This is a genomic window from Enterococcus sp. AZ078, from assembly GCF_051714985.1.
GTDB classification, from domain to species: Bacteria; Bacillota; Bacilli; order Lactobacillales; family Enterococcaceae; genus Enterococcus_B; species Enterococcus_B hirae.
The window spans coordinates 760991-784305 of the sequence record NZ_JBIOSW010000001.1; the positions used below are offsets into that span (position 1 = coordinate 760991).

General features: G+C 37.0%; 27 protein-coding genes. 14 read left to right on the forward strand and 13 right to left on the reverse strand.

All coding sequences use genetic code 11. From position 1 onward, the window contains the following. The first annotated feature begins 36 nt into the window (after positions 1-36). The 3 genes from murB (at position 37) to IGJ18_RS03695 (ending at position 2236) form a co-directional block, all read left to right on the forward strand. Complete coding sequence (gene murB / locus IGJ18_RS03685; protein ID WP_010719857.1) at positions 37-957, forward strand: UDP-N-acetylmuramate dehydrogenase; 921 nt, start codon at positions 37-39, stop codon at positions 955-957. Between the two features lie 107 nt (positions 958-1064). Beyond that, positions 1065-1649 carry a GNAT family N-acetyltransferase gene (locus IGJ18_RS03690; protein WP_010719856.1) on the forward strand — a complete coding sequence of 195 codons (585 nt, stop codon included), beginning with the start codon at positions 1065-1067 and terminating at the stop codon, positions 1647-1649. Positions 1650-1930: 281 nt separating this feature from the next. Continuing rightward, positions 1931-2236, forward strand: a complete 306-nt coding sequence (locus IGJ18_RS03695) for a bacteriocin immunity protein (RefSeq protein WP_081127860.1) — start codon at positions 1931-1933, stop codon at positions 2234-2236. Positions 2237-2456: 220 nt separating this feature from the next. Here IGJ18_RS03695 and IGJ18_RS03700 read toward each other — a convergent pair whose 3' ends face one another. Beyond that, positions 2457-3296, reverse strand: a complete 840-nt coding sequence (locus tag IGJ18_RS03700; RefSeq protein WP_010719854.1) for a hypothetical protein — start codon at positions 3294-3296, stop codon at positions 2457-2459. Between the two features lie 237 nt (positions 3297-3533). Here IGJ18_RS03700 and IGJ18_RS03705 point away from each other — a divergent pair, with 237 nt between their 5' ends. Together IGJ18_RS03705 and IGJ18_RS03710 are read left to right on the forward strand one after the other, a co-directional pair. After that, on the forward strand, positions 3534-5045 hold the full coding sequence (locus IGJ18_RS03705; protein ID WP_081127864.1) for a flavocytochrome c: 1512 nt from the start codon (positions 3534-3536) through the stop codon (positions 5043-5045). A 211-nt stretch (positions 5046-5256) separates the two neighbouring features. Then, on the forward strand, positions 5257-5790 hold the full coding sequence (locus tag IGJ18_RS03710) for an isoprenylcysteine carboxylmethyltransferase family protein (RefSeq protein ID WP_438842909.1): 534 nt from the start codon (positions 5257-5259) through the stop codon (positions 5788-5790). Between the two features lie 102 nt (positions 5791-5892). Here IGJ18_RS03710 and IGJ18_RS03715 read toward each other — a convergent pair whose 3' ends face one another. The 7 genes from IGJ18_RS03715 to IGJ18_RS03745 form a co-directional block, all read right to left on the reverse strand. Then, positions 5893-6876, reverse strand: coding sequence for an NAD(P)H-quinone oxidoreductase (locus tag IGJ18_RS03715; RefSeq protein WP_438842910.1), 984 nt, complete (start codon positions 6874-6876; stop codon positions 5893-5895). A 3-nt stretch (positions 6877-6879) separates the two neighbouring features. Next, positions 6880-7527 carry an SDR family oxidoreductase gene (locus tag IGJ18_RS03720; protein ID WP_010719849.1) on the reverse strand — a complete coding sequence of 216 codons (648 nt, stop codon included), beginning with the start codon at positions 7525-7527 and terminating at the stop codon, positions 6880-6882. A 308-nt stretch (positions 7528-7835) separates the two neighbouring features. Next, positions 7836-8096: a hypothetical protein gene (locus IGJ18_RS03725; protein WP_438842911.1), complete on the reverse strand. Its 261-nt coding sequence runs from the start codon at positions 8094-8096 to the stop codon at positions 7836-7838. A 73-nt stretch (positions 8097-8169) separates the two neighbouring features. Then, on the reverse strand, positions 8170-8802 hold the full coding sequence (locus IGJ18_RS03730) for an ECF transporter S component (RefSeq protein ID WP_096709445.1): 633 nt from the start codon (positions 8800-8802) through the stop codon (positions 8170-8172). Between the two features lie 16 nt (positions 8803-8818). Then, positions 8819-9370, reverse strand: coding sequence for a phosphopantothenoylcysteine decarboxylase (gene coaC, locus IGJ18_RS03735; protein ID WP_010719847.1), 552 nt, complete (start codon positions 9368-9370; stop codon positions 8819-8821). An 81-nt stretch (positions 9371-9451) separates the two neighbouring features. Next, positions 9452-10198 (reverse strand): phosphopantothenate--cysteine ligase, encoded by a 747-nt coding sequence (locus IGJ18_RS03740; protein ID WP_438842912.1) that lies wholly within the window; start codon positions 10196-10198, stop codon positions 9452-9454. Further along, a complete protein-coding gene (locus IGJ18_RS03745) occupies positions 10195-11184 on the reverse strand; it encodes an acrylyl-CoA reductase family protein (protein WP_438842913.1) in 990 nt (329 codons plus the stop codon). The genes IGJ18_RS03740 and IGJ18_RS03745 overlap by 4 nt, the downstream gene beginning before the upstream one ends. 240 nt (positions 11185-11424) lie before the next feature. On the opposite strand from IGJ18_RS03745, the gene IGJ18_RS03750 reads away from it, so the two are divergent. From IGJ18_RS03750 to IGJ18_RS03780, 7 genes are all read left to right on the forward strand, one after another. After that, complete coding sequence (locus tag IGJ18_RS03750) at positions 11425-11967, forward strand: helix-turn-helix domain-containing protein (protein ID WP_010719844.1); 543 nt, start codon at positions 11425-11427, stop codon at positions 11965-11967. 17 nt (positions 11968-11984) lie between these two features. Then, positions 11985-13070, forward strand: coding sequence for an ABC transporter ATP-binding protein (locus IGJ18_RS03755; protein WP_010719843.1), 1086 nt, complete (start codon positions 11985-11987; stop codon positions 13068-13070). Positions 13071-13083: 13 nt separating this feature from the next. Beyond that, positions 13084-13890 (forward strand): ABC transporter permease, encoded by an 807-nt coding sequence (locus IGJ18_RS03760; protein ID WP_010719842.1) that lies wholly within the window; start codon positions 13084-13086, stop codon positions 13888-13890. After that, positions 13890-14717, forward strand: coding sequence for an ABC transporter permease (locus tag IGJ18_RS03765; protein WP_010719841.1), 828 nt, complete (start codon positions 13890-13892; stop codon positions 14715-14717). The genes IGJ18_RS03760 and IGJ18_RS03765 overlap by 1 nt, the downstream gene beginning before the upstream one ends. Continuing rightward, complete coding sequence (locus tag IGJ18_RS03770) at positions 14714-15793, forward strand: ABC transporter substrate-binding protein (RefSeq protein WP_053766139.1); 1080 nt, start codon at positions 14714-14716, stop codon at positions 15791-15793. Before IGJ18_RS03765 ends, IGJ18_RS03770 begins: the two co-directional genes overlap by 4 nt. Before the next feature lie 412 nt (positions 15794-16205). Continuing rightward, entirely contained in the window at positions 16206-16556 is a 351-nt protein-coding gene (locus IGJ18_RS03775) for a hypothetical protein (RefSeq protein ID WP_096709440.1), read from the forward strand. Further along, positions 16553-16828 carry a hypothetical protein gene (locus IGJ18_RS03780; protein ID WP_053766137.1) on the forward strand — a complete coding sequence of 92 codons (276 nt, stop codon included), beginning with the start codon at positions 16553-16555 and terminating at the stop codon, positions 16826-16828. Before IGJ18_RS03775 ends, IGJ18_RS03780 begins: the two co-directional genes overlap by 4 nt. 78 nt (positions 16829-16906) lie before the next feature. On the opposite strand, the gene IGJ18_RS03785 is transcribed toward IGJ18_RS03780, so the two are convergent. The 3 genes from IGJ18_RS03785 to IGJ18_RS03795 all read right to left on the reverse strand — a co-directional run bounded on the left by IGJ18_RS03785 (position 16907) and on the right by IGJ18_RS03795 (position 18123). Further along, complete coding sequence (locus IGJ18_RS03785) at positions 16907-17164, reverse strand: hypothetical protein (RefSeq protein ID WP_010719837.1); 258 nt, start codon at positions 17162-17164, stop codon at positions 16907-16909. A gap of 444 nt (positions 17165-17608) precedes the next feature. Then, positions 17609-17713 (reverse strand): putative holin-like toxin, encoded by a 105-nt coding sequence (locus IGJ18_RS03790; protein WP_014834224.1) that lies wholly within the window; start codon positions 17711-17713, stop codon positions 17609-17611. A gap of 305 nt (positions 17714-18018) precedes the next feature. After that, a complete protein-coding gene (locus IGJ18_RS03795) occupies positions 18019-18123 on the reverse strand; it encodes a putative holin-like toxin (protein WP_014834224.1) in 105 nt (34 codons plus the stop codon). Positions 18124-18492: 369 nt separating this feature from the next. On the opposite strand from IGJ18_RS03795, the gene IGJ18_RS03800 reads away from it, so the two are divergent. Beyond that, positions 18493-19125, forward strand: coding sequence for a MarR family winged helix-turn-helix transcriptional regulator (locus IGJ18_RS03800; protein WP_010719836.1), 633 nt, complete (start codon positions 18493-18495; stop codon positions 19123-19125). Further along, on the forward strand, positions 19125-20921 hold the full coding sequence (locus IGJ18_RS03805; protein ID WP_113820853.1) for an ABC transporter ATP-binding protein: 1797 nt from the start codon (positions 19125-19127) through the stop codon (positions 20919-20921). The genes IGJ18_RS03800 and IGJ18_RS03805 overlap by 1 nt, the downstream gene beginning before the upstream one ends. A 373-nt stretch (positions 20922-21294) precedes the next feature. Here IGJ18_RS03805 and IGJ18_RS03810 read toward each other — a convergent pair whose 3' ends face one another. Further along, the gene (locus IGJ18_RS03810; protein ID WP_034699804.1) at positions 21295-22611 is read right to left on the reverse strand and encodes a sensor histidine kinase; all 1317 of its coding nucleotides are present in this window, start codon (positions 22609-22611) and stop codon (positions 21295-21297) included. Between the two features lie 4 nt (positions 22612-22615). Beyond that, complete coding sequence (locus IGJ18_RS03815; RefSeq protein WP_034699806.1) at positions 22616-23290, reverse strand: response regulator transcription factor; 675 nt, start codon at positions 23288-23290, stop codon at positions 22616-22618. Between the last annotated feature and the right edge of the window lie 25 nt (positions 23291-23315).

Below are 23315 nucleotides of genomic sequence, written 5' to 3' on the forward strand. Positions count from 1 at the left end.
TAATGGGGATGTTTGATATAGAAAGGAAAATCCTCAGTGAATAAAGAAGACTTAGTTAAAAATTTACCAGCACTCAATCTATTGTTTGATGAACCATTGATGAATTACACGTTTACCAAAACGGGCGGTCCAGCGGATGTTCTCGTTTTCCCAAAAACACAAAATGAAGTAAAAGAAGTAGTGGATTATTGCCGAACCCATGATGTACCTTGGATGGTTTTAGGTAATGCCAGTAATTTGATTGTTCAAGATGGTGGGATTCGTGGCATGGTGATCATGTTGACTGAGATGAAACAAATCCGAGTTTCTGGGACGATGGTCACAGCTGAAGCTGGAGCAAAATTGATCGATACGACCTATGCGGCGTTAGATACTTCTTTAACCGGGTTTGAGTTTGCTTGTGGCATTCCTGGAAGTATCGGAGGCGCTGTTTATATGAATGCAGGTGCCTATGGCGGTGAAATCAAAGACGTATTAGCAGAAGTGGATGTTTTATTAGCAGATGGTACGTTGAAAACTCTAACCAACGAAGAAATGGCGTTTTCTTATCGACATAGTAAAATCCAAGAAATGGATGCAGTCGTTTTAGAAGCACGTTTCCAATTAACTGCAGGAGAGCATGAAGTAATCAAAGGGCGGATGGACGAGCTGACTGAATTACGTCAATCGAAACAACCATTGGAATATCCTTCTTGTGGGAGTGTATTCAAACGTCCTGTGGGGCATTTTACTGGTCAATTGATCCAAGAAGCTGGATTACAAGGCTTAAAATGGGGTGGCGCTCAAATCTCTGAAAAACATGCTGGCTTTATTGTCAATATTGATCATGCGACCGCTACGGATTATACAGAATTGATCGCGCATATCCAAGAAGTGATCAAAGAAAAATTTGATGTGTCTTTGGAAACAGAAGTACGGATCATTGGCGAAGCAAAAACAGTGGATGCAAGCATGTAACCATTGCTAGTTGAATGAACTAGCCATCAATGACTACAGTGAGATGTTCAAACTTTTGTGATAAAACAGATAGAAAGAGCTATTCTGTTTAGAAAGGAAGTTAGCTTATGCTAGATAAACATGTTCCTTATGCCGAGATTTGGATGACTCGTCCATTAAGTGACAGTCTCCCTACGCAATCTTTAGCGACTGGGTATCATTTTGAGTACTACCGTCTAGGCGATGAAACCGAATGGGCAAGAATCGAACAATCAGTCGGAGAGTTCGCAACAGAAACAGAAGCACTTGCTTACTTTCAGAGAGCTTTTTTACCTTATCAAGAAGAACTTCAGCAACGAATGCTTTTCGTTGTAACTGATACAGGTGAAAAAATCGCGACTTGTACCGCTTGGTTCAAAAAACGGAAGGATGGAAGCTATCCGCTTTTTCATTGGCTGGCAGTAGATCCGAGGCATCAAGGAAAAGGGATTGCCAAAGCATTAACGATCGAAGTATTGCGTATTTTCCAAAAGCTGGCATCTCATGGACCAGTGTATCTGCATACGCAAACTTGGAGTCATCCTGCCATTCAACTATACCAAAAGCTAGGGTTTACGATTATCGCTGAGAATTTTGATGGACGTCCGAATAGCGAGTATCCCTTAGCAATGGACACTTTGGAAAAATTGAATATAAAAGCTAAAAAAGACTAAGATTCTTTTTGTGGAATAACCGTGATAATGGAAAGTAGAATCAGCTATTTTCTGTGATCATGGTTATTTCGGCTTTCTTTTTTCCGACCTACTGGTTTCATTTCAAATAGGTTTAGGCTGAAATGTAAGAATGTATATATAACTATAGGATACAATTATGAATGGAAAACAGTTATTTAGGAAATGAATGACCTGAAGAGGTAAATCTAGACTATAATACATTTAATATTTATTAAAGCTTTGAGAAAGATGTGCCAAATGATATTAAAGGGAGCGATATCATGAAGAAAACAGAAGAAATCAATCAAATTATAGTAGAATTATACGACTTGATTCTTAATAAAGAAGTCAAAGAAAGGGAAAGAGTATCATTGATCGAGGCTAAAAACAAACTAGAAAAGCAAGAATATTTTCCAAGAGTAATGAAAGATCTGGAATATCAACTACGCCCTTTAGCGATCAAGAGTCAATTGACACCACCAGTCGCAGCTTTTTATTTAAAAATTTCGACGATGAGACGCTTTGAACAAGAATTAGGTCGAGGATTAGCTTCGACACCTATCGCTTTTGGACCATTTTTTCAATAAATATCCCCTGAAGCGTGAAACCACTGCTAGCTGGTTTATCTGATCTCTTTAATAAGTGTAAGTAGTACAATTCCTGAACACACTTTATTTGTTTTTATACCCATCAAAAAAGCCTAGGACGTCCTTGCCCCAGGCTTTTAATAGTAGACAATTTTTCTTATACTAGTTTCTAAAGTTATCGATAGAATCACATAAAGAATAATTGATAATAAAATTTTGTTTATTTCGAAGGTGCTTTTCTTCTTTCAGTTCGTGATTCTCTCTTTTTTCTGGGGATGAAGTTACGGATAAAAGTAAACTTCCGATAATCATTCTGGCTATAAAGATAACCAAAGATACTAAACGTCAAGGCTCCAATGAAATTGACGAATAGGTCTTTCATCGTGTCAATAATTCCTATGTCAAGATAACCACCAGAAATCACATATTTTTCTGTATTTCCAGCTGAATCTTTATATTCCACGATGGTTTGCTCGATATTAGGGATCGAGTGGACAGTATTGCCATCTTTACTTAACTCCACACTATTGATTTGTTGGACAAGGCTATCTTTTTGCATGTCCAGTTGAAATATATGATCAGCTGAAAATTCAACAAATTCCCACATCACACCGACTGTCATTGAAAAACAAAATGAAACGATAGCTAACAATAATGGTGTTAGATTCATTGTTTTCGTGTTTTTGTTCAGTAAGTAGACAAGTGAAAAACCAACCCCACCAGCTAAAAAACCAGTTAAAGCATGTAAGATAGTATCCCACATTGAGAAATACCCGTAGAAGTCACTTAATTCTCCTAAAACAGTTGAACTAAAAATGAATGAAATAATAATGATTTCTAACATATTCGGGATTTCGATCTTTAACATTTTTTCTAGAAGATAAGGAATTTCAAATAAAACTAGAGTTAGCAATAAGAGAAAAGTATTCCCCATATTTTGCTGAAAAATTTGATCGACTAACATTACTGTAACGATGACCCGTAGAAGAATATAAAACGCATGGGTAATTCTTCCAGCGGTTTTGGTACCATTCATAAAAAACATTTTCAGATAGTTCATAAAATAACCCCTTTATCTATAGTAAAGATTATACTAGGGTAAAAGCGCAAACCAAAATTATTTGTACCAAAACGCCTAAATGAATAAGAAAACAGCCAACAAAAAATAGCAAAAGTAGTTATCTAGAGATGCTAGATGAAAAAGTCATTGTTTATTGATAAAAAGAATAAAAAAATAGTTGGAATTGTGAATTTTTTCACTTAAAATAAAGGAGTACTAAAATTTAGGAGGAAAAGAATGAAAAAAGTGCTAAAAAGTTTGGTGGTTATTACATCAGTTTTAACAATGGGAGCTTGTAGTGCAGATTCAAAAGAAAAAACGACGACAAGCACGAAATCATCTGAAAAAACAGAGGTATCTTCAGGTGCATCGGAACAAACGTATACCAACCCAGCTGAAATGAAAGATTCTTATGATATTATCATTGTTGGTGCAGGTGGAGCAGGGATGACAGCAGCGATTGAAGCAAAAGATGCTGGATTGAACCCAGTCATCTTTGAAAAAATGCCAGTAGCAGGTGGGAATACCTTAAAATCTTCAAGTGGAATGAATGCATCAGCCACTAAATTCCAACAAGCTGACGGAATCAATGACTCCAATGAAGCGTTCTACGAAGAAACATTAAAAGGCGGAGGTGGCACCAATGATCAAGAATTACTCCACTACTTCGTTGATCATTCAGCCGCTGCGATTGATTGGTTGGATCAAAATGGAATCAAATTGGATAATTTAACAATTACTGGGGGAATGAGTGAAAAAAGAACACACCGTCCTTCAGATGGCTCAGCTATTGGTGGTTACTTAGTTGACGGATTGTTAAAAAATGTACATGAACGTAAAATTCCTATTTTTGTGAATACAGATGTAACTGATATCAAAGAAAATAGTGGTAAAGTCAATGAGGTGACTGTACAAGTCCAAGGCGAAGAGCCAAAGGAAATCAAAGGGAACGCAATTGTAGTGACAACTGGCGGGTATGGTGCCAATCAAGAAGTGATTGAAAAATACCGTCCTGATTTAGCAGGCTATGTCACTACTAACCAAGTAGGCTCAACTGGTGATGGAATCACGATGATTGAAAAATTAGGTGGTCAAACGGTTGACATGGATAAAATTCAGATACATCCAACAGTCCAACAAGATGAAGGAGTCTTGATTGGTGAAGCTGTTCGAGGTGAGGGGGCTATTTTAGTCAACCAAGAAGGACAACGATTTGTGAATGAATTAGATACAAGAGACAAAGTTTCCGCAGCTATTACAGCTTTACCGGAAAAATCTGCTTATTTGATTTTTGATCAAGGAGTAAGAGATCGAGCAAAAGCAATTGATTTCTATGAGCAAAAGGGTTACGTGACTTCAGGAGATGATCTGGCAGAATTAGCTGAAAAAGTAAATGTGCCTGCAGACAATTTGGCTCAAACACTTGAATCCTGGAATAAAGCAGTCGATGCTCAAAAGGATGACGCTTTCAATCGGACGACAGCGATGGATAATGGGCTGACAGAACCTAAATACTATGCGATCAAAATTGCCCCAGGTATCCACTACACAATGGGTGGCGTGAAAATCAATACGAAGACAGAAGTGTTGAATAAAGAAAATCAACCGATCACTGGTTTGTATGCTGCTGGTGAAGTAACTGGGGGGCTACACGGGAACAATCGGATTGGTGGTAATTCGGTTGCTGAAATTATTATCTTTGGACGACAAGCTGGACAACAGGCAGCAAAATTCGTCAGTGAAAATTAAGAACGTAAATATAAAGTAAATGGACGGTCAATTAGGAGAAAACTAGCATGTCAAAAGTTAGTTTTCTCATATATTTTTTATCAAACTGTGAAGAACATGCGATCATGGTTCTACTCCTTTACTTTGAATAAATGATTATTTGATAGAAAATAAGTGACTTTTGCAGGTCGTTCCAGATGATAATAAATAAAAATAGAAACGAGTGAAACAAATGAGTCAACAATTATATTATTTCTTTTTGATAATCGCATTCGTACGATTGTATGTATTAAAAATTTCAAGTAAGCATGCGAACCAATTATTACATGAAGGAGCGATTGAATATGGAAAAACAACTACAAAATGGTTAGCTATCTTACATACGCTGTTTTATTTTTCTGCTTTCTTTGAGGGAAGCATTCAAAAAACACAAATTAATTGGGTCAGCTGGATTGGATTTTGTCTCATCCTATTTTCGTTTATCATGCTCTTTTGGGTCATGAAATTATTAGGAAAATATTGGTCAGTGAAATTGATCTTTGAACCAGATCATCAATTGATTGAACATTTGTTGTTCCAACGGGTCAAGCACCCCAATTATTTTTTAAATATTTTACCTGAATTGATTGGAGTCGTGCTTCTTTTTCACGCCTATGTGACACTCATTATTTTTATTCTTCCTTATAGTCTCTGTCTCTATCTACGAATAAAAAAGGAAAATCAATTAGTCGCATCTATCAAACAGAAAGAAATAAAGCAGTCATAATAAACTAGCTAAATAAAAAAAGCCGTAGAATCCAAAAATAGTTGCTCCTATTTTTGAGATTCTACGGCTTTTTTTTGATTGCTATTTGCATTTAAAAGTTGGTTATTCTGTTATCATCAAAATAATCTTTCCGATATTCTTATTCGCTTCCATATATTCATGTGCTTCTTGGACTTGCGCCAATGTAAAGGTACGATCAATAATTGGTTTGACTCGTTGGTCAGCTAGATAAGGTCCAACTACTTGCATAAATTCTTGAGTCAATTGAGCTTTGTACTGATCACTTCGAGGAGTCAACAAAGTGCCGATCAATTGAATTCGTTTGGTGATCAAGGTAGCTAAATCAATCTTTGGTACAATTGTTCCACCTAACATTCCGATCAATACCCAACGTCCATCAATAGCAATAGAAGCTAAATTTTTCTCCCAATAAGAAGCTCCGATGAAATCTAAGATCACGTCGACACCTTTTCCACTGGTGATTCTTGCTACTTCGGTTGAAAAATCCTGTGTTTTGTAATTGATCTGTTCATCTGCACCAAGTTTTTGACAAAAAGCTAGTTTTTCTGATGAACCAGCAGTGACGATGACGGTTGCCTTAGTAAGTTGTTTTGCTAGTTGGATGGCTGCCGTTCCCACACCGCTCGCTCCAGCGTGGATCAAAACAGTTTCACCTTCTTGTAAATTTCCTAGCCAATAGAGTGTTTGGTAAGCTGTTAGAAAAACTTCTGCAATACCAGCCGCTGCAATATTATCCAATGTATCGGGCAGTAGAATTGCACGGTCAGCTGGCATCACTGCGTACTCGGCATAACCGCCTAAATTGACTAACCCACATACTCTTGTACCTGGTACAAAAGCTGGGTTATCACTTCGGTTTTCAACCACTTCTCCAGCTACTTCTACGCCAAGAATTGGGTAAGGAGTCTGTTGATTCGTTGTTTCTCGACGCATGATGTCCGTTCGATTGATTGCCGCTGTGTGAACTTTTATGAGTAATTGTCCTTTTTTCGCTATTGGTTTTGGTGCATCGATCTCTTGTAGTACTTCGGCAGAACCGGGATGTTTGATCGTGATGGCTCGCATTTCTTATTCCTCCTCGACTATTTGCTGCAACGCAGTTGAAATCTCCTGCGTTCCTTCAGATAGTACTAGCGTTGTTTTAGTTATAGTTGGTTGTTCCACTAAAGCTGTCAAAACAGCAGCTACTGTTTGACGAGAGACGGTTTTAGCAGTGGCTTCTGTTGGTTTTGCCAGTTGGACTGTAGTGACTTCTTCATTTGTTAATGACACTGGCTGGATGATTACATAATCTAAAGTTGTTTGTTGTTTCAGCCACTCATCAGCATAATGTTTCGTAATGTAGTAATCAATCATAGAATCTGGCCATTTGCTGCGATCCTCGGCAAAAACAGCACTAATCATAAAGTAGCGAGAAACATGTGCTGATTCGGCCGCTATCATTGTCTTAATCGCACCGTCTAAGTCGATCTGCAATAAGTTTTTCCCTTGCGAACCCGCAACAAAAATAACGAGATCACAACCTTTAAAAGCATCTGCCATTTCTTCAATTGTCCAAGTCAGATCGAAAGAAACATAAGTGACATTATCTTTCTTTACTAAAGATTGTGTTGCAACCTCGCGTACACCTGCTGTCACTTGATGTCTAGTAGTTGCAAGGTCTTTGATTAAATGCCGACCAATTTGGCCATTAGCACCTACAACAAAAATTTTCATTTTAATCATCCTTTCTTATAATAATCACTATCAATCATAACACTAAACAAAAAAAATGCGAGAAAGAGGTTATGAAAGCATCGATAGCTCCGAAGACAATAAGAAAGAATTTTTTAAAATAGCTTCACATATTTTGAAAAATTCAGGCTTATTTCAAGGAGCTGATGCTTGAATACTGATTATAAATAAGGTCGTGAACAGAGCGTTCTGACCTGAGCACTCACCAAGTAGAAACTGCGACGAGTAATCGCAGGAGCAATAAGGAGGAAAATCTCGAAACAGCTTTTCATGTTTTGAGATTTTTCGACTTATTGCCGAAGGGTCAGCTCTGAAAACGCCGTGGATAAGGTTGTGAACAGCATTGAGGACTTAGAAGACAATAAGAAAGAATTTTTTAAAATAGCTTCACATATTTTGAAAAATTCAGGCTTATTGCCGAAGGTCAGCTCTGAAAACGCCGTGGATAGGATAATAAACAGCATGGGGAACTTAGATGAGACAAATTCAGGCTTGCTCCAAGGAGTAGAAGCTTTCATACTGTTGATGATTTTTAAGTAAAAAACATCCATCTACCAATTTCAACAAAAATTGGGATGGATGTTTTGATTCAAAGAAGATCATGTTTGCTATCAGCTAATTGTCTTATTTAGGTTGGGGTGTCGCATGCATCAAACGAAGCAAGACACTACCAACCGCGGCTGTAGCAATTCCAGCGACGATCCCTTCTGGAACACCACTCGTAAAGATAACAGCTAAAATAGCAGTATATAGCGCATGGATACTTTTTCCGACCACTTGAGCATAATCTTGTTGGAATAAGAAATAGATCATATTCATCACTAGGATCGTATTCACGAAAGAACCAGCTAAGCCTGCTAGAAACAAAGAAACACCTTGAAACTTGTTTTTACTTAGCCGTAGTATTCCTTTATAGACAAAGTAGGGAACAACACCAATCAATATCCTTGGAATAAAAGCAATCAATAATGCTTTCAAACTTCCGTGGTCTGTGCCAATCACTGGGATGAATGGGGAGAAGACGAATGATAAAGGCGTTTGAATGACCGTACTACGAATCATACTAATCAAGCCGAATGTCCCTCCTAGAAAGCCACCTAAACGTGGGCCTAAAACGATTGATGCAATGATCACTGGGATATGCATGGTCGTAGCGTTGATTGGACCAATAGGAATAAACCCAAGCGGTGTGACCGCTAATAAAATCATGATTGCTAAAAACATAGCAGTCAAAGCAAAAGTACGTGTGTTTTTCATAATGACTCCTTTTATATTAAGCGTTTCTTTCATTAATCAATTGTACCGTTTGATCAATGATTATTTGGGTATCAGCTAAAGCACCTTTGCCAAAATCACCACAAGCCAACAACGACTCTCTTGGCTCGATTTCTTGATAGCCGATTGATTTTAACGTATTTAAATTCCTTTGATTGAGTGGATGTTGATACATATTTGTATTCATTGCAGGAGCAATCAACTTCGGAGTATCTGCAGGGAGTGCCATTGCGACTGTTGAGAGCAGATCATCTGCTAATCCATTTGCTAATTTACCGATAATATTAGCCGTAGCAGGAGCAATCAAGAACAAGTCTGCTTGTTTTGCCAGTTCGATGTGATTAATCACTGAAGGTTCTTTTTCTTGCATGACATCGGTATGGACGGCACGTTTTGATAAGGATTGTAACGTAAGTGGCGTGATGAAGTGAGTGCTGCTTTCTGTCATGATTACGTCTACTTGGTAGCCAAGTTTCACGAGTTGGTTGGTAATATCCGCACTTTTATAAGCAGAGATACTGCCAGTAACCCCCAATAGAATTTTTTTCATAATTGTTTACTCCTTTCATTCCCTGCTTCAAGCTTAACTTTTGTGTTTTAAGAAATAAATCAGAGAATTCTTTTCAGCGTTTCATTGGTTAAAGGAAACTGGTTCTATTATAACCGATGCTAATAATTTAGCAATTTCTTCCTTGGACTGAGCTTCTTTGATTGTTCCGTCTGCCCCTAATAGATAGCCGTGATGGTTTGTTCCGTCGATTTGTGTCAGATCATTCGCAAGGATGTAGTCTACCTGATTCTTCATGATGCTTTTTTTGGCGACTGCTAAAAGTTCTGTTTTTGAAACATCGACTAATAACTTAAAGCCGATGATGGTTGCTTCTGGTTGCCATTTTCTTAGATAGCTGATGATCTTAGGCGTTTTTTTCAAGGCAATTAACAAGTGTTCTGTGTCAGAAGAGATTTTTTCAGCTTTATTAGGATTTATTTCATGGTCTCGGAACCATGAAGAAAGGTGTTCTGGCGTTAGCGGTGTTTGGTCAATGCTCTGTGCCAATTGTTCTTCAGATAGGCTAAAAGCAGGAGTGAAATCGCTCACTGCCATACTATGGATGATGGCATCATAAGAGTCACTTGTCAGTAATCTTTCCAAAGTTTCAAATAAATCTTGAGTGGACTCGATTAGATGAAAGCGAATATTGTCCTGTGACGTTGGCTTGACAGCACTGTTTGTCGTGATATAGTCGATCGTTACTGTTGAATCAGTTACCAATGTTTCAGCAATCTTTTTACCTAACTGCCCAGTCGAATGATTTGTGATTGAACGGACTTGATCAATTTTTTCGCTTGTGCCACCAGCCGTAATCAATATCTTCATTTCATTTCACCTACATTAACTAGTGTTCTTCCCTGATGTTGCCCAGCTAACAATCGTTGAATCACTTCGGGCAATTCCTCCAAGGCGATTTCTTTAACGAAAAGATCATCAGCAATAGCAAGATCAGCTAATTGTTGCCATAAGGAGAAACGTTTTTCATGCGGAACATTGACTGAATCGATACCGATCAACTGGATATTGCGCAAAATGAACGGTAATACAGTAGTGGTCAATTGGATTCCTCCAGCATTTCCACATAATGCCGCAGCACCATCATAGTCGATCAAAGGAAGGAGTTGGGTCAATAAGTCACCACCAACCGTATCAATGACATAATCGATTTGTTGCTTTCCTAAAGGTTTTGTCTTTTCAGGAAGAAATTCATTTGGGGATAGGACTTCATTCGCCCCTAATTTTTTCAGCCATTCCACCGATTCTTTTTTGCGTGAAAGAGCGATGATCGAAGTAAAACCCAATTTTTTTAAAATTGTTACAGCGGTACTGCCTACCCCGCCAGATGCTCCAGTTACAACAATACGGTCACTCGATTTCATCCCTTTTGATATGAGGGCGTTCACGCATAAAAGTGCAGTAAAGCCAGCAGTTCCTAATACCATTGCCTGACGAAGTGACAAGGTTTTCGGAAGTGGGATCAACCAATCACCAGAAACTTTCTGGTACTGGCTATAGCCTCCAGGTTGAGTGACGCCCAAGCCATAACCAGTTAGGAGAACAGAATCATCTGTTTTGAAACGTTCATCTCGACTTTCGACAACGGTTCCTGAAAGATCAATCCCAGGTGTCATAGGATAAGAGCGGATGACACCACCAGATTCACTACTAGCTAGTGCATCTTTATAGTTAACATCAGAATAAGCAACTTTGACCAACACTTCATTCGCTGATAAAAGAGGCATTTCCTGGTCAATGATCGAAGTATGAAAATGCGGAACATTATTTACTTGAAACGCTTTAAATTTATTCATGTAAAAACAGAACTCCTCTCAAAATTTTTCTTTTATCATACCATAAATCAATCTATTTTATGGTGATTCGCTGATGATTAGTGTCTAAAAAAAGTGAAACTTATTCTTTCAAATAAAAAAGATTTTTTTCGTGAAATTTAAAATAAAAAGGGTTGTGTTTTTGATCAAAATTTGTATACTAGTACGAGTGAGAGTAAACTTGATGTTTACTATTAGAAAACTTCATAGAGGAGGAATGAGATGGAAATAGGTGAGAAGTTAAGAAATTTACGTATCCAGAAAAATTTGACACAAGAAGAATTAGGTGAACGTACGGATTTATCAAAAGGCTATATCTCTCAATTAGAACGTGACTTGAGTTCGCCATCCATGGAAACATTTTTTTCGATTCTTGAAGTATTAGGTGTTTCCCCTGAAGAATTTTTCCATCAAGAAACAGTGAATCTACAAGTGGTTTATTCTAAAGAAGATCATACCGTTTATTTAGATGAAGAAAATGGTTATCAACTTGAATGGTTGGTCTCTGATTCGAATGAAAAAGAAATGGAACCTGTTTTACTGACATTCAATGAAGCAGGAGAGTATAAATTATTTGAACCTTCTTTATCAGAAACGTTTATTTTTGTGTTAGAGGGGGAATTAGAGTTAAGCTTAGGTGAAGAGCGATATATTGCCAAAGCAGGTCAATCGATCTATTACCAAGCAACAAAGCACCACCAATTGAAGAATCATCAATCAAAACGTACGAGGGCATTGATTGTCGCTACTGAATCGTACTTGTAATTTTAGGGGGTTAAAAAGTGGGAAAACCAATTATTTCATTTGATCAGGTGGTCAAACGCTATGATGATGAAACGATTTTGAAAAAAGTGAGTTTTGAGATCGAACAAGGGAAATTTTATACCTTATTAGGTCCTTCGGGTTGTGGAAAAACAACGATTTTACGAATTATTGCTGGTTTCACAGATGCTACTGAAGGCGAAATGTATTTTGAGGGAAAACGATTAAATGATGTGCCAGCTAATAAACGGCAAGTAAATACGGTTTTCCAAGATTACGCCTTATTTCCTCATATGAATGTATTCGACAATGTCGCTTTTGGATTGAAAATCAAAAAAATGAATAAAGTCGATATTGAGAAAAAAGTCAAAGATGCACTTCGTATGGTGCAACTTCCTGGGTACGAAAATCGAGAAATTAGCGAAATGTCTGGTGGACAAAGACAACGTGTGGCTATCGCGCGGGCTATCGTTAATGAACCTAAAGTATTGTTGTTAGATGAACCTCTGTCTGCGCTGGATCTAAAGCTGCGAACGGATATGCAGTATGAATTAAGAGAGCTGCAACAACGTTTGGGAATTACATTTATTTTTGTGACACATGACCAAGAAGAAGCTTTAGCGATGAGCGATGAAATCTTTGTGATGAATAAGGGGAAAATCGTGCAGAGTGGAACACCTGTCGATATCTACGATGAACCGATCAATCATTTTGTGGCTGATTTTGTGGGTGAAAGCAATATCGTTGATGGTGTGATGATCGACGATAATCTTGTAGAGTTTGTTGGCAAACGATTTGAATGTGTTGATGGTGGAATGCGTCCCAATGAACCAGTTGAAGTCGTCTTGCGCCCTGAAGATTTAACGATTACTACTCCTGATAAGGGAAAACTGGTTGTGACTGTTGACACGCAGCTGTTTCGTGGGGTCCACTATGAAATTGTCTGTTACGATGAGCAACAAAATGAATGGACGGTTCATTCAACGAAAAAAGCAAAAGAGGGTAGCAAAGTTGGTCTAGCCTTTGATCCAGAAGATATCCATGTCATGCGTTTTAATGAATCAGAAGAAGAATTTGATGCACGACTTGATAGTTATGAAGAGTAAGGAGGAATAGTCAATGAAAGCAATGCGTAGAATCTACTCTGTTCCTTATGTACTCTGGCTTGGTCTATTCGTGATCGCACCAGTTTTGATGATCATTTACCAATCTTTTTTTGATATGAATGGACACTTTACTTTAAATAATTATGCTACTTTTTTGACGTCTAGAACGAATCTTTTCATGGCGTTAAATTCTGTTTGGTATGCCTTTTTGATCACCTTTTTTACATTAATCATCAGCTATCCGACTGCTTATTTTTTAACTAAATTAAAACATAAACAGTTGTGGTTGATGCTGATCATCTTACCAACATGGGTGAATTTATTACTAAAAGCTTATGCGTTTATTGGTATTTTTAGTATCCATGGAAGTGTGAATCAATTTTTTGAATTTTTAGGGATTGCTCCAAGACAAATTTTGTTTACCGATTTTAGTTTTTTATTTGTGGCAACTTATATCGAGATTCCATTTATGATTATGCCGATATTCAATGCATTGGAAGAAATGAATCCGTCATTGATCAGTGCTAGCCGTGATCTAGGAGCTAATAATTTTGAAACATTTCGCCGAGTAGTATTCCCATTGTCATTGAATGGTGTAAAAAGTGGGATTCAAGCAGTGTTTATTCCTTCACTGTCATTGTTCATGTTGACACGACTGATTGGTGGAAATCGTGTGATTACTTTAGGAACAGCAATTGAACAACATTTTCTCGTGACTCAAAATTGGGGGATGGGTTCGACGATCGGAGTTATTTTGATTATTGCAATGTTTATTGTGATGTTGCTGACGGGTGAGAAGAAGAAGGGAGGCCGCGCATGATGAAAAAATTTAAGTGGTCTTACCTTTACCTCTTTATTGTTTTTCTACTATTATATTTGCCTATCTTTTATTTGATTTTCTACTCCTTTAATGACGGTGGTACCATGAACAACTTTACCGGTTTTACTTGGGACCATTATCAGGCAGTTTTTGAAGATACACGATTGATCATTATTGTATTGAACACCTTTATGTTAGCCTTTTTATCGGCACTGATCGCAACGATTATCGGAACGTTTGGGGCAATGGGGATTTACTATACTAAAAAACGTCAAGCAAGAACGACATTACTAAGTATGAATAATATTTTATTAGTTTCACCAGATGTAATTATTGGTGCCAGTTTCTTGATTTTCTTTACTTTTTTAGGCTTTGGATTAGGTTTCCAAAGTGTTTTGCTTTCTCATATTGCCTTTAGTATCCCAATCGTTGTATTGATGGTATTACCTAAATTACAAGAAATGAATGATTCGATGGTTGATGCCGCTAGAGATCTAGGTGCAAATAATTTTCAAGTCGTAAAAAATATTATTTTACCATTCTTATCTCCTGGCATCATTGCAGGCTACTTTATGGCATTTACTTATTCATTAGACGATTTTGCGGTGACCTTTTTCGTGACAGGTAATGGATTCACTACGTTGTCAGTAGAAATCTATTCTCGTGCTCGTCAAGGAATCAGTTTAGAAATCAATGCGTTAAGTGCATTAGTGTTCCTATTTTCGATGGTTTTAGTGATCGGTTATTATTTTATTAGTAAAGAAAATCGTTCCAAAAAACTGAGAAAAAATCGCCGAGGACGTGAGGAGGTCGCACGCTTACGATGAAAAAATTACAATCACTGTTTGTGGGTATCGTTGTGATCATCTTGGTCTTGCTCTTTGGTGTACGGCAATTAGAACAAGCAAGCGGAATGAGTGGAGCAAAAATCGTTACGATCTACAATTGGGGCGATTACGTTGATCCTAGCTTGATCACAAAATTTGAAAAAGAATATGGGTATAAGGTCAATTATGAAACGTTTGATTCCAATGAAGCCATGTTTACTAAGATCCAACAAGGTGGCACAAATTATGATATAGCCATTCCTAGTGAATACATGATCCAAAAGATGATCAAAGAAAAATTAGTGCTTCCTTTAGACCATTCCAAGATCAAAGGATTAGCGAACATTGATGAGCGCTTTTTGGATTTAGACTTTGATCCCCAAAATACCTATTCGATTCCATACTTTTGGGGAACCTTGGGGATCGTATATAATGATAAAGTTTTCAATAAAGAGGAAATCCAGCACTGGAATGATCTTTGGAAACCGAAATTAAGAGATAGTTTGATGTTGATCGATGGTGCCAGAGAAGTGATGGGGCTATCGTTGAACAGTTTGGGCTATTCGTTGAACAGCAAAGAGATGGATCAATTGAATGCAGCTGCAGATAAACTGAACAAACTAACCCCTAATGTCAAAGCAATCGTAGCTGATGAAATCAAAATGTATATGATCAATGAAGAAGCATCCGTCGCAGTAACTTTTTCTGGAGAAGCAGCAGATATGATGTCTGAAAATGAACATCTTCATTATGTGATCCCTTCAGAAGGTTCGAATTTATGGTTTGATAATATCGTGATGCCGAAAACAGCAAAAAACAAAGAAGGCGCATATGATTTCATCAACTTTATGTTGAAACCAGAAAATGCTGCCCAAAATGCTGAATACATTGGCTACTCAACACCTAACAAAAAAGCGAAAGCTCTTTTACCAAAAGAAATTTCCCAAGATGAACAATTCTATCCCTCTGATGAAACCATCTCTCATCTAGAAGTTTATGAAGACCTTGGACCTAAATTTTTAGGAATCTATAACGACTTGTTCTTAGAGTTCAAGATGTATCGGAAAAGCTGGTAAGTCTCAATAAAATTGGGAGAAAATCAAGCTTAAAATAGCCTATTTCACGTACTTTCTTATACTCAGTTTTCCAATTTTCTACCAAAAGCGTCTTTTTAGGCGCTTTTTTTTTGTTATTTTATCTTTTCTACCAGTGATTTTCTACCAGAGTAAATAGACGAAATAGTGATGCAACAAGTATGATATGTTTTTGATAGGCATTGGTTGGATTAGTCTAATGCCTGTAAGGTAACTTACAAATAAAAGCCTATTTTTCAGTCGCCTTTTGGTGGCTATTTTTTATAGTTGATATAATGAATATGAATAGAAATAGGTTGTTTTATCAACTATAATTATATTGTGATGTATGAGACATTCTATTGTATTTGTATTCTATCCTTTACATAAATCATCTAACAAAGAAGGTATAGTTATGTACTCTGTAGAGTTCAGCCAGCAATTTTCCGATGTATTTTCTGAGAATCAATCAAAAAAATATCAAGAAATAATCGTATATAAAGTGAATGAGTATTTGACACATAATTTTTATCGCATCAAACCTGTCCATTCATCTGCAAAATACTCTATTTATGAAATGAAAATCCATTTAGGAAAGGAAGATTTTCGAATTGCTTTTAGAATAGATGGCAAAAAGGTGCAAGTTTTTTATATTAGTCGAACGTTGAAAAAATTTTTATTTGATAAGGAAGTAAATAAGTTGGTTAATCGATTCAACAAAAATCAATGGCTAGTCGATGAAGAAAGTAGAAGTGCCGTAAAATGAACATGATTTATAAAAAGCAATTAAAACAATATTTGAAAAAAACATTTAAGTCAAAGAACTGTTTCGCTTTAAAAATTCTTACATTCAAAAAAGATCGCTATGTATTTATTTGTTATGACCAAGAACGATACACGATAGTTGAAGATGGATTCGAAAAGAACAGGTACCATTTTGGCTCTTCAGATGAAGCAATGAAAAAAGTAATGAAAATAGCAGATATTGAATTTAAAAATAGCTATAGACTTTATATACAAACTAAACTTAAACAATGACTCTCATTTGTTTTATCTTCTTGAAAGGAATGCTTTATTATAAATAAAAAACGACTCAAAATGAGTCGTATAAATCAATTATTGTAATAAATCATTAATTTCTTTAAATTCTTTATCAAGTTCTTTTTCATCATATTTCTCATATTTACCAGATTCATGAAGGATTTTTTTAATTTCATGAATCGCTTTTCGTTCAACTAACCATTTTTTTAGGTTATGTTTTTTTTCTGGATTTTCAGATAACGTATCAAGTTCGTCTAATTCTTTATCCAGTTTATTAACCGTAGCAATAATTTTGTCTAAAGTTTTTTCTTCTTTATGTTCTAAATTTGACATTTATCTTCACGTCCTTTTTATTTGATAATTCAAGTATAAAATGTCAATATATTTTTTTCAAATAAAACTCTTTAGATATGTTTTATTGCATAAGTAAGTAGAACTAGTTCCCTCTATCACACTATACGATAAATCAATTTAGTTAAAAATATCCTCTTTGACTATCGTACTACTGTGATCAGTTAGGGTTTGCTAGTAAGCTATTTACTCAAAAATGCCTTGATATCAGAATTTTTGGTGTTTATATGAATTGATAGAAGTCAATTTTAATCTTTAATCAAGATGCTAGAAATTAACATTGAACAGAAGAATAGAGTCATGCTATAATAATCGTGCAAAAAGGAACTGCGTCAACAGTTCCCTTTTGACAGCACCGCTAAAGACGGTGGCAATTAAACTAAATATTTCAAAAAGAAATAGCCAGTCTTCTCGCTAAAGTGACGGCTATTTCTTTTTGTCATGTTTAAGCATAGATACAACCAAGCCAATCAAAGAAATGGTAAACATACCAAATCCAAGAATGGTTTGAATTGTCTCGTATGCGGACAAAAAGGCATCTCCTTTCTCTAAAGTGTGGGATTATGTGCATAAGCACCACCTCGCTTTCAGAATGGAAAGCCACCGTTGTTAAACTTTATTGTCACAAAGGATCGGAGCCTATAGACTTAGTGATCATTGCTTTAAAAAATTACCGTTCTTTTGTTTTTTATTGAATAGAAGAATAGAGGTATGCTATAATAAACATGAAAAAAGGAACTGCGTCAACAGTTCCCTTTTGACAGCACCGCTAAAGACGGTGGCGAATTCAATGGTATTTCAAAAAGAAATAGCCAGTCTTCTCGCTAAAGTGACGGCTATTTCTTTTTGTCATGTTTAAGCATAGATACAACCAAGCCAATCAAAGAAATGGTAAACATACCAAACCCAAGAATGGTTTGAATTGTCTCGTATGCGGACAAAAAGGCATCTCCTTTCTCTAAAGTGTGAGATTATGTGCATAAGCACCACCTCGCTTTCAGAATGGAAAGCCACCGTCATTAAACTTTACTGTCACAAATGATTATAGCATATAGACTTAGTTATTTTCTTGAAAATTCAAGTAGAACTGAGTCTATTTTTTTGTTTGAAAATAAAAAAATAGAAGGGATAATGTGTATTGAAAAAAACAAACCAACTCACTTATCTAGTGTTAGCCAATTTTAGATTTTTTTGGCTAACTATTTTTTTAACTATTTAATTAGTTTAGCTGTTGACAAACAAAATAAATAGTTTATCATTTATTTTGTTGATATCGATATAAACTAAGTAAATATTTTGGAGGTCATCTTATGAATAATCATGAAATTTTAGAAAATCTGTTAGAGATTGCGCATCAACCGTTTTTGATTTTTGCTTATCAAGTGGAAGAAAAGACAGACAATGCTTTTGAAACATTAAAAATTTTAGTGGCTGAGGACGATGTGACGGCAGGACGATTAGCTGAAGTGCTAGATATTAAACCGTCTAGTGTGACACAAATCATCAAAAAATTAGAAGAGGCTGGGACGGTCATGCGGGAAAAATCAGCAACGGATTCCCGAGTGACTTTGGTCAAGATTACTGATAAAGGTCGAGAAAGTCTGCAAGAGCGTGGTTCAATCAGTACAACGTTAAAAGATGTCTTATTTAAAGGTTTTGCAGAAGAAGAGTTAGCACAATTGAATACCTACCTTGAACGAATGAATGAAAATATCAATCGTCCTGAATTTCAAGAAAAATTAGCTGAAGTTTTTGGCGATGATCAACGCTGGGAACGATTCAATAAGATGAGTGCGCATTTTGGCAGAGCACGTGAACAGATGATGGATCGCAGTGGGTTCGGTGGTTTTGGTCGAGGGGGCTTTGATCGAGATGCCTTCGATGGACGATTTGATAGACATTACGGTGGCTTTGAAGGATGGAAGAAAGGACGTAGAAAATAATGGCACAAGGTGGAGGCGGAAGACCCGTTAGTATCTCGATGAAACAAATGAACACAAGATTTTCTTTGAAAGAATTTCTTAGTTTAATCAAACAAACAAAACCGCGCTATCCCTTACTGGCGATGGGCATGATCTTATTAGCAGGTTCATCAGCTGTGCAAGTTTATGTTCCTAAATTGGCGGCTAATTTAGTTAATCATTTTCAAGAGGGGATCGATTATGCTTTATTAGGAAGAGTCGTGGGGATGTTCGTTTTTTCAGCTGTAATTTCAGCGATTGGTGGGACGGTTTTAGGAATTTTTGGCGAAAACGTCATTCAAAATATGCGAAAACGTTTATGGAATAAATTAACGATACTGAAAGTCACCTATTTTGATTCGGTGAAGGCGGGTGAGATGTCCAGCCGAGTAACGAATGATACGACCCAGGTAAAACAACTGTTGGCTGTGACGTTTCCACAAACGATTGCGAGCATCATTACCGTGATTGGGACTGTTTATATGATGATCCGAATGGACTGGCATATGTCGCTAGCCATGGTTATTGCTGTTCCCGTCGTTATCCTATTGATGATTCCTGTGATGACCTTTGGTTCAAAGATCAGTCATATCCGTCAAGATGCTATGAGTCATTTCAATGGAATCGCAACAGAAACGTTGTCTGAAATTCGTTTAGTAAAAACGTCGAATGCCGAACAACAAGCACAAGAACGGGCAGCAAATGAAGTCGATCGTTTGTTTCGCGTTGGTAAAAAAGAAGCAGTCTTTGATGCTGCAATGCAACCAATCATGATGATGGTTTTTATGAGTATGGTCTTTGGTTTGCTAGCTTATGGAATGCATCGTATTGCGATTGGTGCGATGACGATCGGGGTATTGATGAGTTTTCTCATGTATCTCTTCAATCTGATCGGCGCGATGCCAACGATTGCCACGTTGTTTTCTGAAATGGCAAAAGCTGCTGGTTCGACACGCCGTGTACAAGAATTATTGAATGAAGTACCTGAAGATTTTGAATCTGGTGAAGAAGTGGATTTATCGAACAAAACATTGTGTGTTTCTAACGTGGACTTTGCTTATAGTGATGCACCTGAGGAACCGATTTTAACGAATGTGTCTTTTGAAGCTAAACCTAACGAGATCATTGCTTTTGCGGGTCCTTCTGGTGGAGGGAAATCGACTACATTCAGTTTATTAGAACGTTTTTATGAGCCAACAGCAGGTACGATCAAATTTGGCACAACAGAGATCCAAAAGATCAAGTTGTCCAATTATCGTAGTCAAATTGGCTATGTTTCCCAAGATTCTGCTATTATGGCAGGAACGATCCGTTATAATTTAACTTATGGATTAGCGGATACTTACACAGATGAGCAGCTTTGGGAAGTGTTAGAATTAGCCTATGCACGTCAATTTGTGGAAGAGATGCCCAATGGTTTAGATACAGAAGTGGGCGAGCGTGGTACGAAAATTTCTGGAGGCCAACGGCAACGACTGGCAATCGCTCGAGCGTTCTTAAGAGATCCAAAGGTCTTGATGTTGGATGAAGCAACAGCAAGTCTTGATTCTGAATCAGAAGCAAAAGTCCAACAAGCCTTGGCAAATCTGATGAAAGGTCGGACAACATTAGTGATCGCACATCGTCTATCAACGATCGTGGATGCTGATAAAATCTACTTTATCGAAAAAGGAAAAGTAACCGGTTCAGGAAAACACGCTGAGCTTGTTCAAAAACACAAAACCTATGCCAAATACGTAGACGAACAATTTAAAGTTGATACATTGCAAATTGCCTAAGTGTTAAAAAGCTGAATCCTTTTATCTTACTGAAAGAATGCGAAGAATCTAAGAGAAAGAAGAAATACTTTTTTCTGTTCTTTTTAATTGGTTAAACAATTTTCCGCGAAATAGATAATCAGGTTTAGAATGTTTAGGATATGTTTGATAAACTGAGTATCAGACATCTTGAATCCTCCTATGAATTGGTTCGTTAAACTAATTCTAAAGGAATTCAAGGTGTCTTTTTTTCACCGTTTATTCGTTTTTAGAGATACTAGAAGAGACTGAGACAAGTTTTGGCTCAGTCACACAAAGTATAGAAACAAAAGAGAAGGAATTATATACAGGTATAAAAATCTATCATCTGATCACAATTTAGTCGTTTTGTCATCTATTTCATTGGCAATTGTATTTGAAAAACGACTCCTCTAGGTTCCCAGTCTCTTACGGACAGTTTGCCTTTATGCTGAGTGATGATCTGTTTGGCAATTGCGAGACCAAGACCATAGCCACCAGTTTCTTTAGAACGAGAGCGGTCTTCGCGGTAGAAGCGTTCAAAAATTCGTCTTTTATCTTCATCGCTAATAGATGGCCCGTTGTTTTTGACTTCAATCAGCCAATTATCGTTGGAGATTTCAGATTGCAGGACAATTTTTTCTTTAGCTTCTGTGTATTTTAGCGCATTGTCCAGCAGAATAACTAGAACTTGGTGGATACGTTTTTCGTCGACTATCACTGGTTGATCGGCAAAGTTTTCCAAGACAAAATATTGATCGTTTATTTCTGCGATTTCCTGGAAGGGCTGGGCTAATTGACGAATAAATTCTTTGGGATTAACTGATTCTTTCTGCAGAAGCAACTGATTGGAATCACTGCGTGCCAAGGTTAGCAGGTCTTCAGTCAGGCTTTTCATTCGCCGTGTTTCATTCAGGGCTTGGGCAATTGGTTCAGACTCTTCCAAGATGGTGTGATTGGGTCGGGTGAACAATTGCTGCAGGCTGTTTTGAATGATTGCTAGTGGCGTGCGTAATTCGTGAGAGGCATTTTCAACAAATTCCTGTTGTTTGCGCCATGAGAGCATGATGGGTTGCATATTCATTTTTGAAATGTAAAAGCTTATTCCAATCGAAATCAGCCAAAAAACGACCATACAGATAATCAGTGTTGTCTTGAAGGTTTTCATGGAGTCTGCGATTTGATTGGTATTGGCTAAAAATTGAATATAGGCGATGTCTCCTCCTTTATCTGCTTTGATTGTATACGAATGAAAGGAAAGTTTTTGGCTAGAATAGCCTGCATTTTTTAAACTTAATGCTTGAACAGAATCGAGATTTTTCTTATCTAAGGTTAAATTTTCCAGTTCAGTGAACCGTCCACCAATCGTGTCTTTGTTGAGAATCGTTCCTTCTTTTGACCATAAAATGATCTGAGTATTGAACTGATTATTGCCTTCTGGTCCATTCTCTCTCAGCTGATCGCCCGGCATTTGTGCCAGAAAGGGATTGCTTTGTTGGTACCGGTTGATTTCCATCTGAATAAGATGTTCATTTTCCGCCATTTGAGTTAGTGACAGGTCTGTTTGGCGGTAGGCCGAGCTTTGCAGCAGCTGTAGAGTTATAAATCCTAATAATAGGAAGATACCTGCAAAAGCGGCTACATTTAAGAAGAAAAATTTTAGTCGTTGTTTTCTTGATATTTCGGTATTCATAGCATTAATCCTTTTGTAAGATGTAGCCGACATTTCTCAGTGTTTTAAAGAACTGATCTGCACCTGACGGCTTCAAATGTTTTCTTAAGTGACTCATATATACTTCTACAACTGTAATGGTCGTATCGGAATCAAATCCCCAAATCCGATCGAAGATTTGCTCCTTTGTTAAAATCACGCCCTTATTTTGGATGAAATAAACCAAGAGATCAAATTCTTTTCCTTGAATTGATAGGATCTCATCGTCGATGGTTACTTCTTTCGTCGCAAGGTTGCAGGTAATATTTTTATAGACGATTTGATTCTCAGAAAACAATCCTAACGAACGCTTCAATAACGCTTTGACCCGCATAATCAGTTCTTCACGATAAAAAGGTTTCGTCAAATAATCGTCTGCACCTTTTTGAAATCCATTGATTTTGTCTTCTAGGCCATCTTTGGCAGTTAGAATCAGCACAGGGGTTTGGATATTTTTTTTCCGTAATTCTGCTAAGATTTCGTAGCCGTTTTTCCCTGGCAGCATCAGGTCCAACAATATTAGATCATAAACACCAGTTTCTGCTTCAAATAAGCCTTCTTCCCCATCATAGATCTGTGTGATCTCACCTAAATCCGACAAGATTTCTTTTATATTATCTGAAAGTGTCGCTTCATCTTCTACTATTAAAAGGTTTATCATTGATTTGCTCCTTTATCATCTATTA

Coding starts and splice junctions, on each gene's coding strand:
- IGJ18_RS03690 (WP_010719856.1), top strand. CDS start 1,065: ATGCTAGATAAACATGTTCCTTATGCCGAGATTTGGATGACTCGTCCA.
- IGJ18_RS03695 (WP_081127860.1), top strand. CDS start 1,931: ATGAAGAAAACAGAAGAAATCAATCAAATTATAGTAGAATTATACGAC.
- IGJ18_RS03700 (WP_010719854.1), bottom strand. CDS start 3,296: ATGAACTATCTGAAAATGTTTTTTATGAATGGTACCAAAACCGCTGGA.
- IGJ18_RS03705 (WP_081127864.1), top strand. CDS start 3,534: ATGAAAAAAGTGCTAAAAAGTTTGGTGGTTATTACATCAGTTTTAACA.
- IGJ18_RS03710 (WP_438842909.1), top strand. CDS start 5,257: ATGAGTCAACAATTATATTATTTCTTTTTGATAATCGCATTCGTACGA.
- IGJ18_RS03715 (WP_438842910.1), bottom strand. CDS start 6,876: ATGCGAGCCATCACGATCAAACATCCCGGTTCTGCCGAAGTACTACAA.
- IGJ18_RS03720 (WP_010719849.1), bottom strand. CDS start 7,527: ATGAAAATTTTTGTTGTAGGTGCTAATGGCCAAATTGGTCGGCATTTA.
- IGJ18_RS03725 (WP_438842911.1), bottom strand. CDS start 8,096: ATGGATGTTTTTTACTTAAAAATCATCAACAGTATGAAAGCTTCTACT.
- IGJ18_RS03730 (WP_096709445.1), bottom strand. CDS start 8,802: ATGAAAAACACACGTACTTTTGCTTTGACTGCTATGTTTTTAGCAATC.
- coaC (WP_010719847.1), bottom strand. CDS start 9,370: ATGAAAAAAATTCTATTGGGGGTTACTGGCAGTATCTCTGCTTATAAA.
- IGJ18_RS03740 (WP_438842912.1), bottom strand. CDS start 10,198: ATGAAGATATTGATTACGGCTGGTGGCACAAGCGAAAAAATTGATCAA.
- IGJ18_RS03745 (WP_438842913.1), bottom strand. CDS start 11,184: ATGAATAAATTTAAAGCGTTTCAAGTAAATAATGTTCCGCATTTTCAT.
- IGJ18_RS03750 (WP_010719844.1), top strand. CDS start 11,425: ATGGAAATAGGTGAGAAGTTAAGAAATTTACGTATCCAGAAAAATTTG.
- IGJ18_RS03760 (WP_010719842.1), top strand. CDS start 13,084: ATGAAAGCAATGCGTAGAATCTACTCTGTTCCTTATGTACTCTGGCTT.
- IGJ18_RS03765 (WP_010719841.1), top strand. CDS start 13,890: ATGAAAAAATTTAAGTGGTCTTACCTTTACCTCTTTATTGTTTTTCTA.
- IGJ18_RS03770 (WP_053766139.1), top strand. CDS start 14,714: ATGAAAAAATTACAATCACTGTTTGTGGGTATCGTTGTGATCATCTTG.
- IGJ18_RS03775 (WP_096709440.1), top strand. CDS start 16,206: ATGTACTCTGTAGAGTTCAGCCAGCAATTTTCCGATGTATTTTCTGAG.
- IGJ18_RS03780 (WP_053766137.1), top strand. CDS start 16,553: ATGAACATGATTTATAAAAAGCAATTAAAACAATATTTGAAAAAAACA.
- IGJ18_RS03785 (WP_010719837.1), bottom strand. CDS start 17,164: ATGTCAAATTTAGAACATAAAGAAGAAAAAACTTTAGACAAAATTATT.
- IGJ18_RS03800 (WP_010719836.1), top strand. CDS start 18,493: ATGAATAATCATGAAATTTTAGAAAATCTGTTAGAGATTGCGCATCAA.
- IGJ18_RS03805 (WP_113820853.1), top strand. CDS start 19,125: ATGGCACAAGGTGGAGGCGGAAGACCCGTTAGTATCTCGATGAAACAA.
- IGJ18_RS03810 (WP_034699804.1), bottom strand. CDS start 22,611: ATGAATACCGAAATATCAAGAAAACAACGACTAAAATTTTTCTTCTTA.
- IGJ18_RS03815 (WP_034699806.1), bottom strand. CDS start 23,290: ATGATAAACCTTTTAATAGTAGAAGATGAAGCGACACTTTCAGATAAT.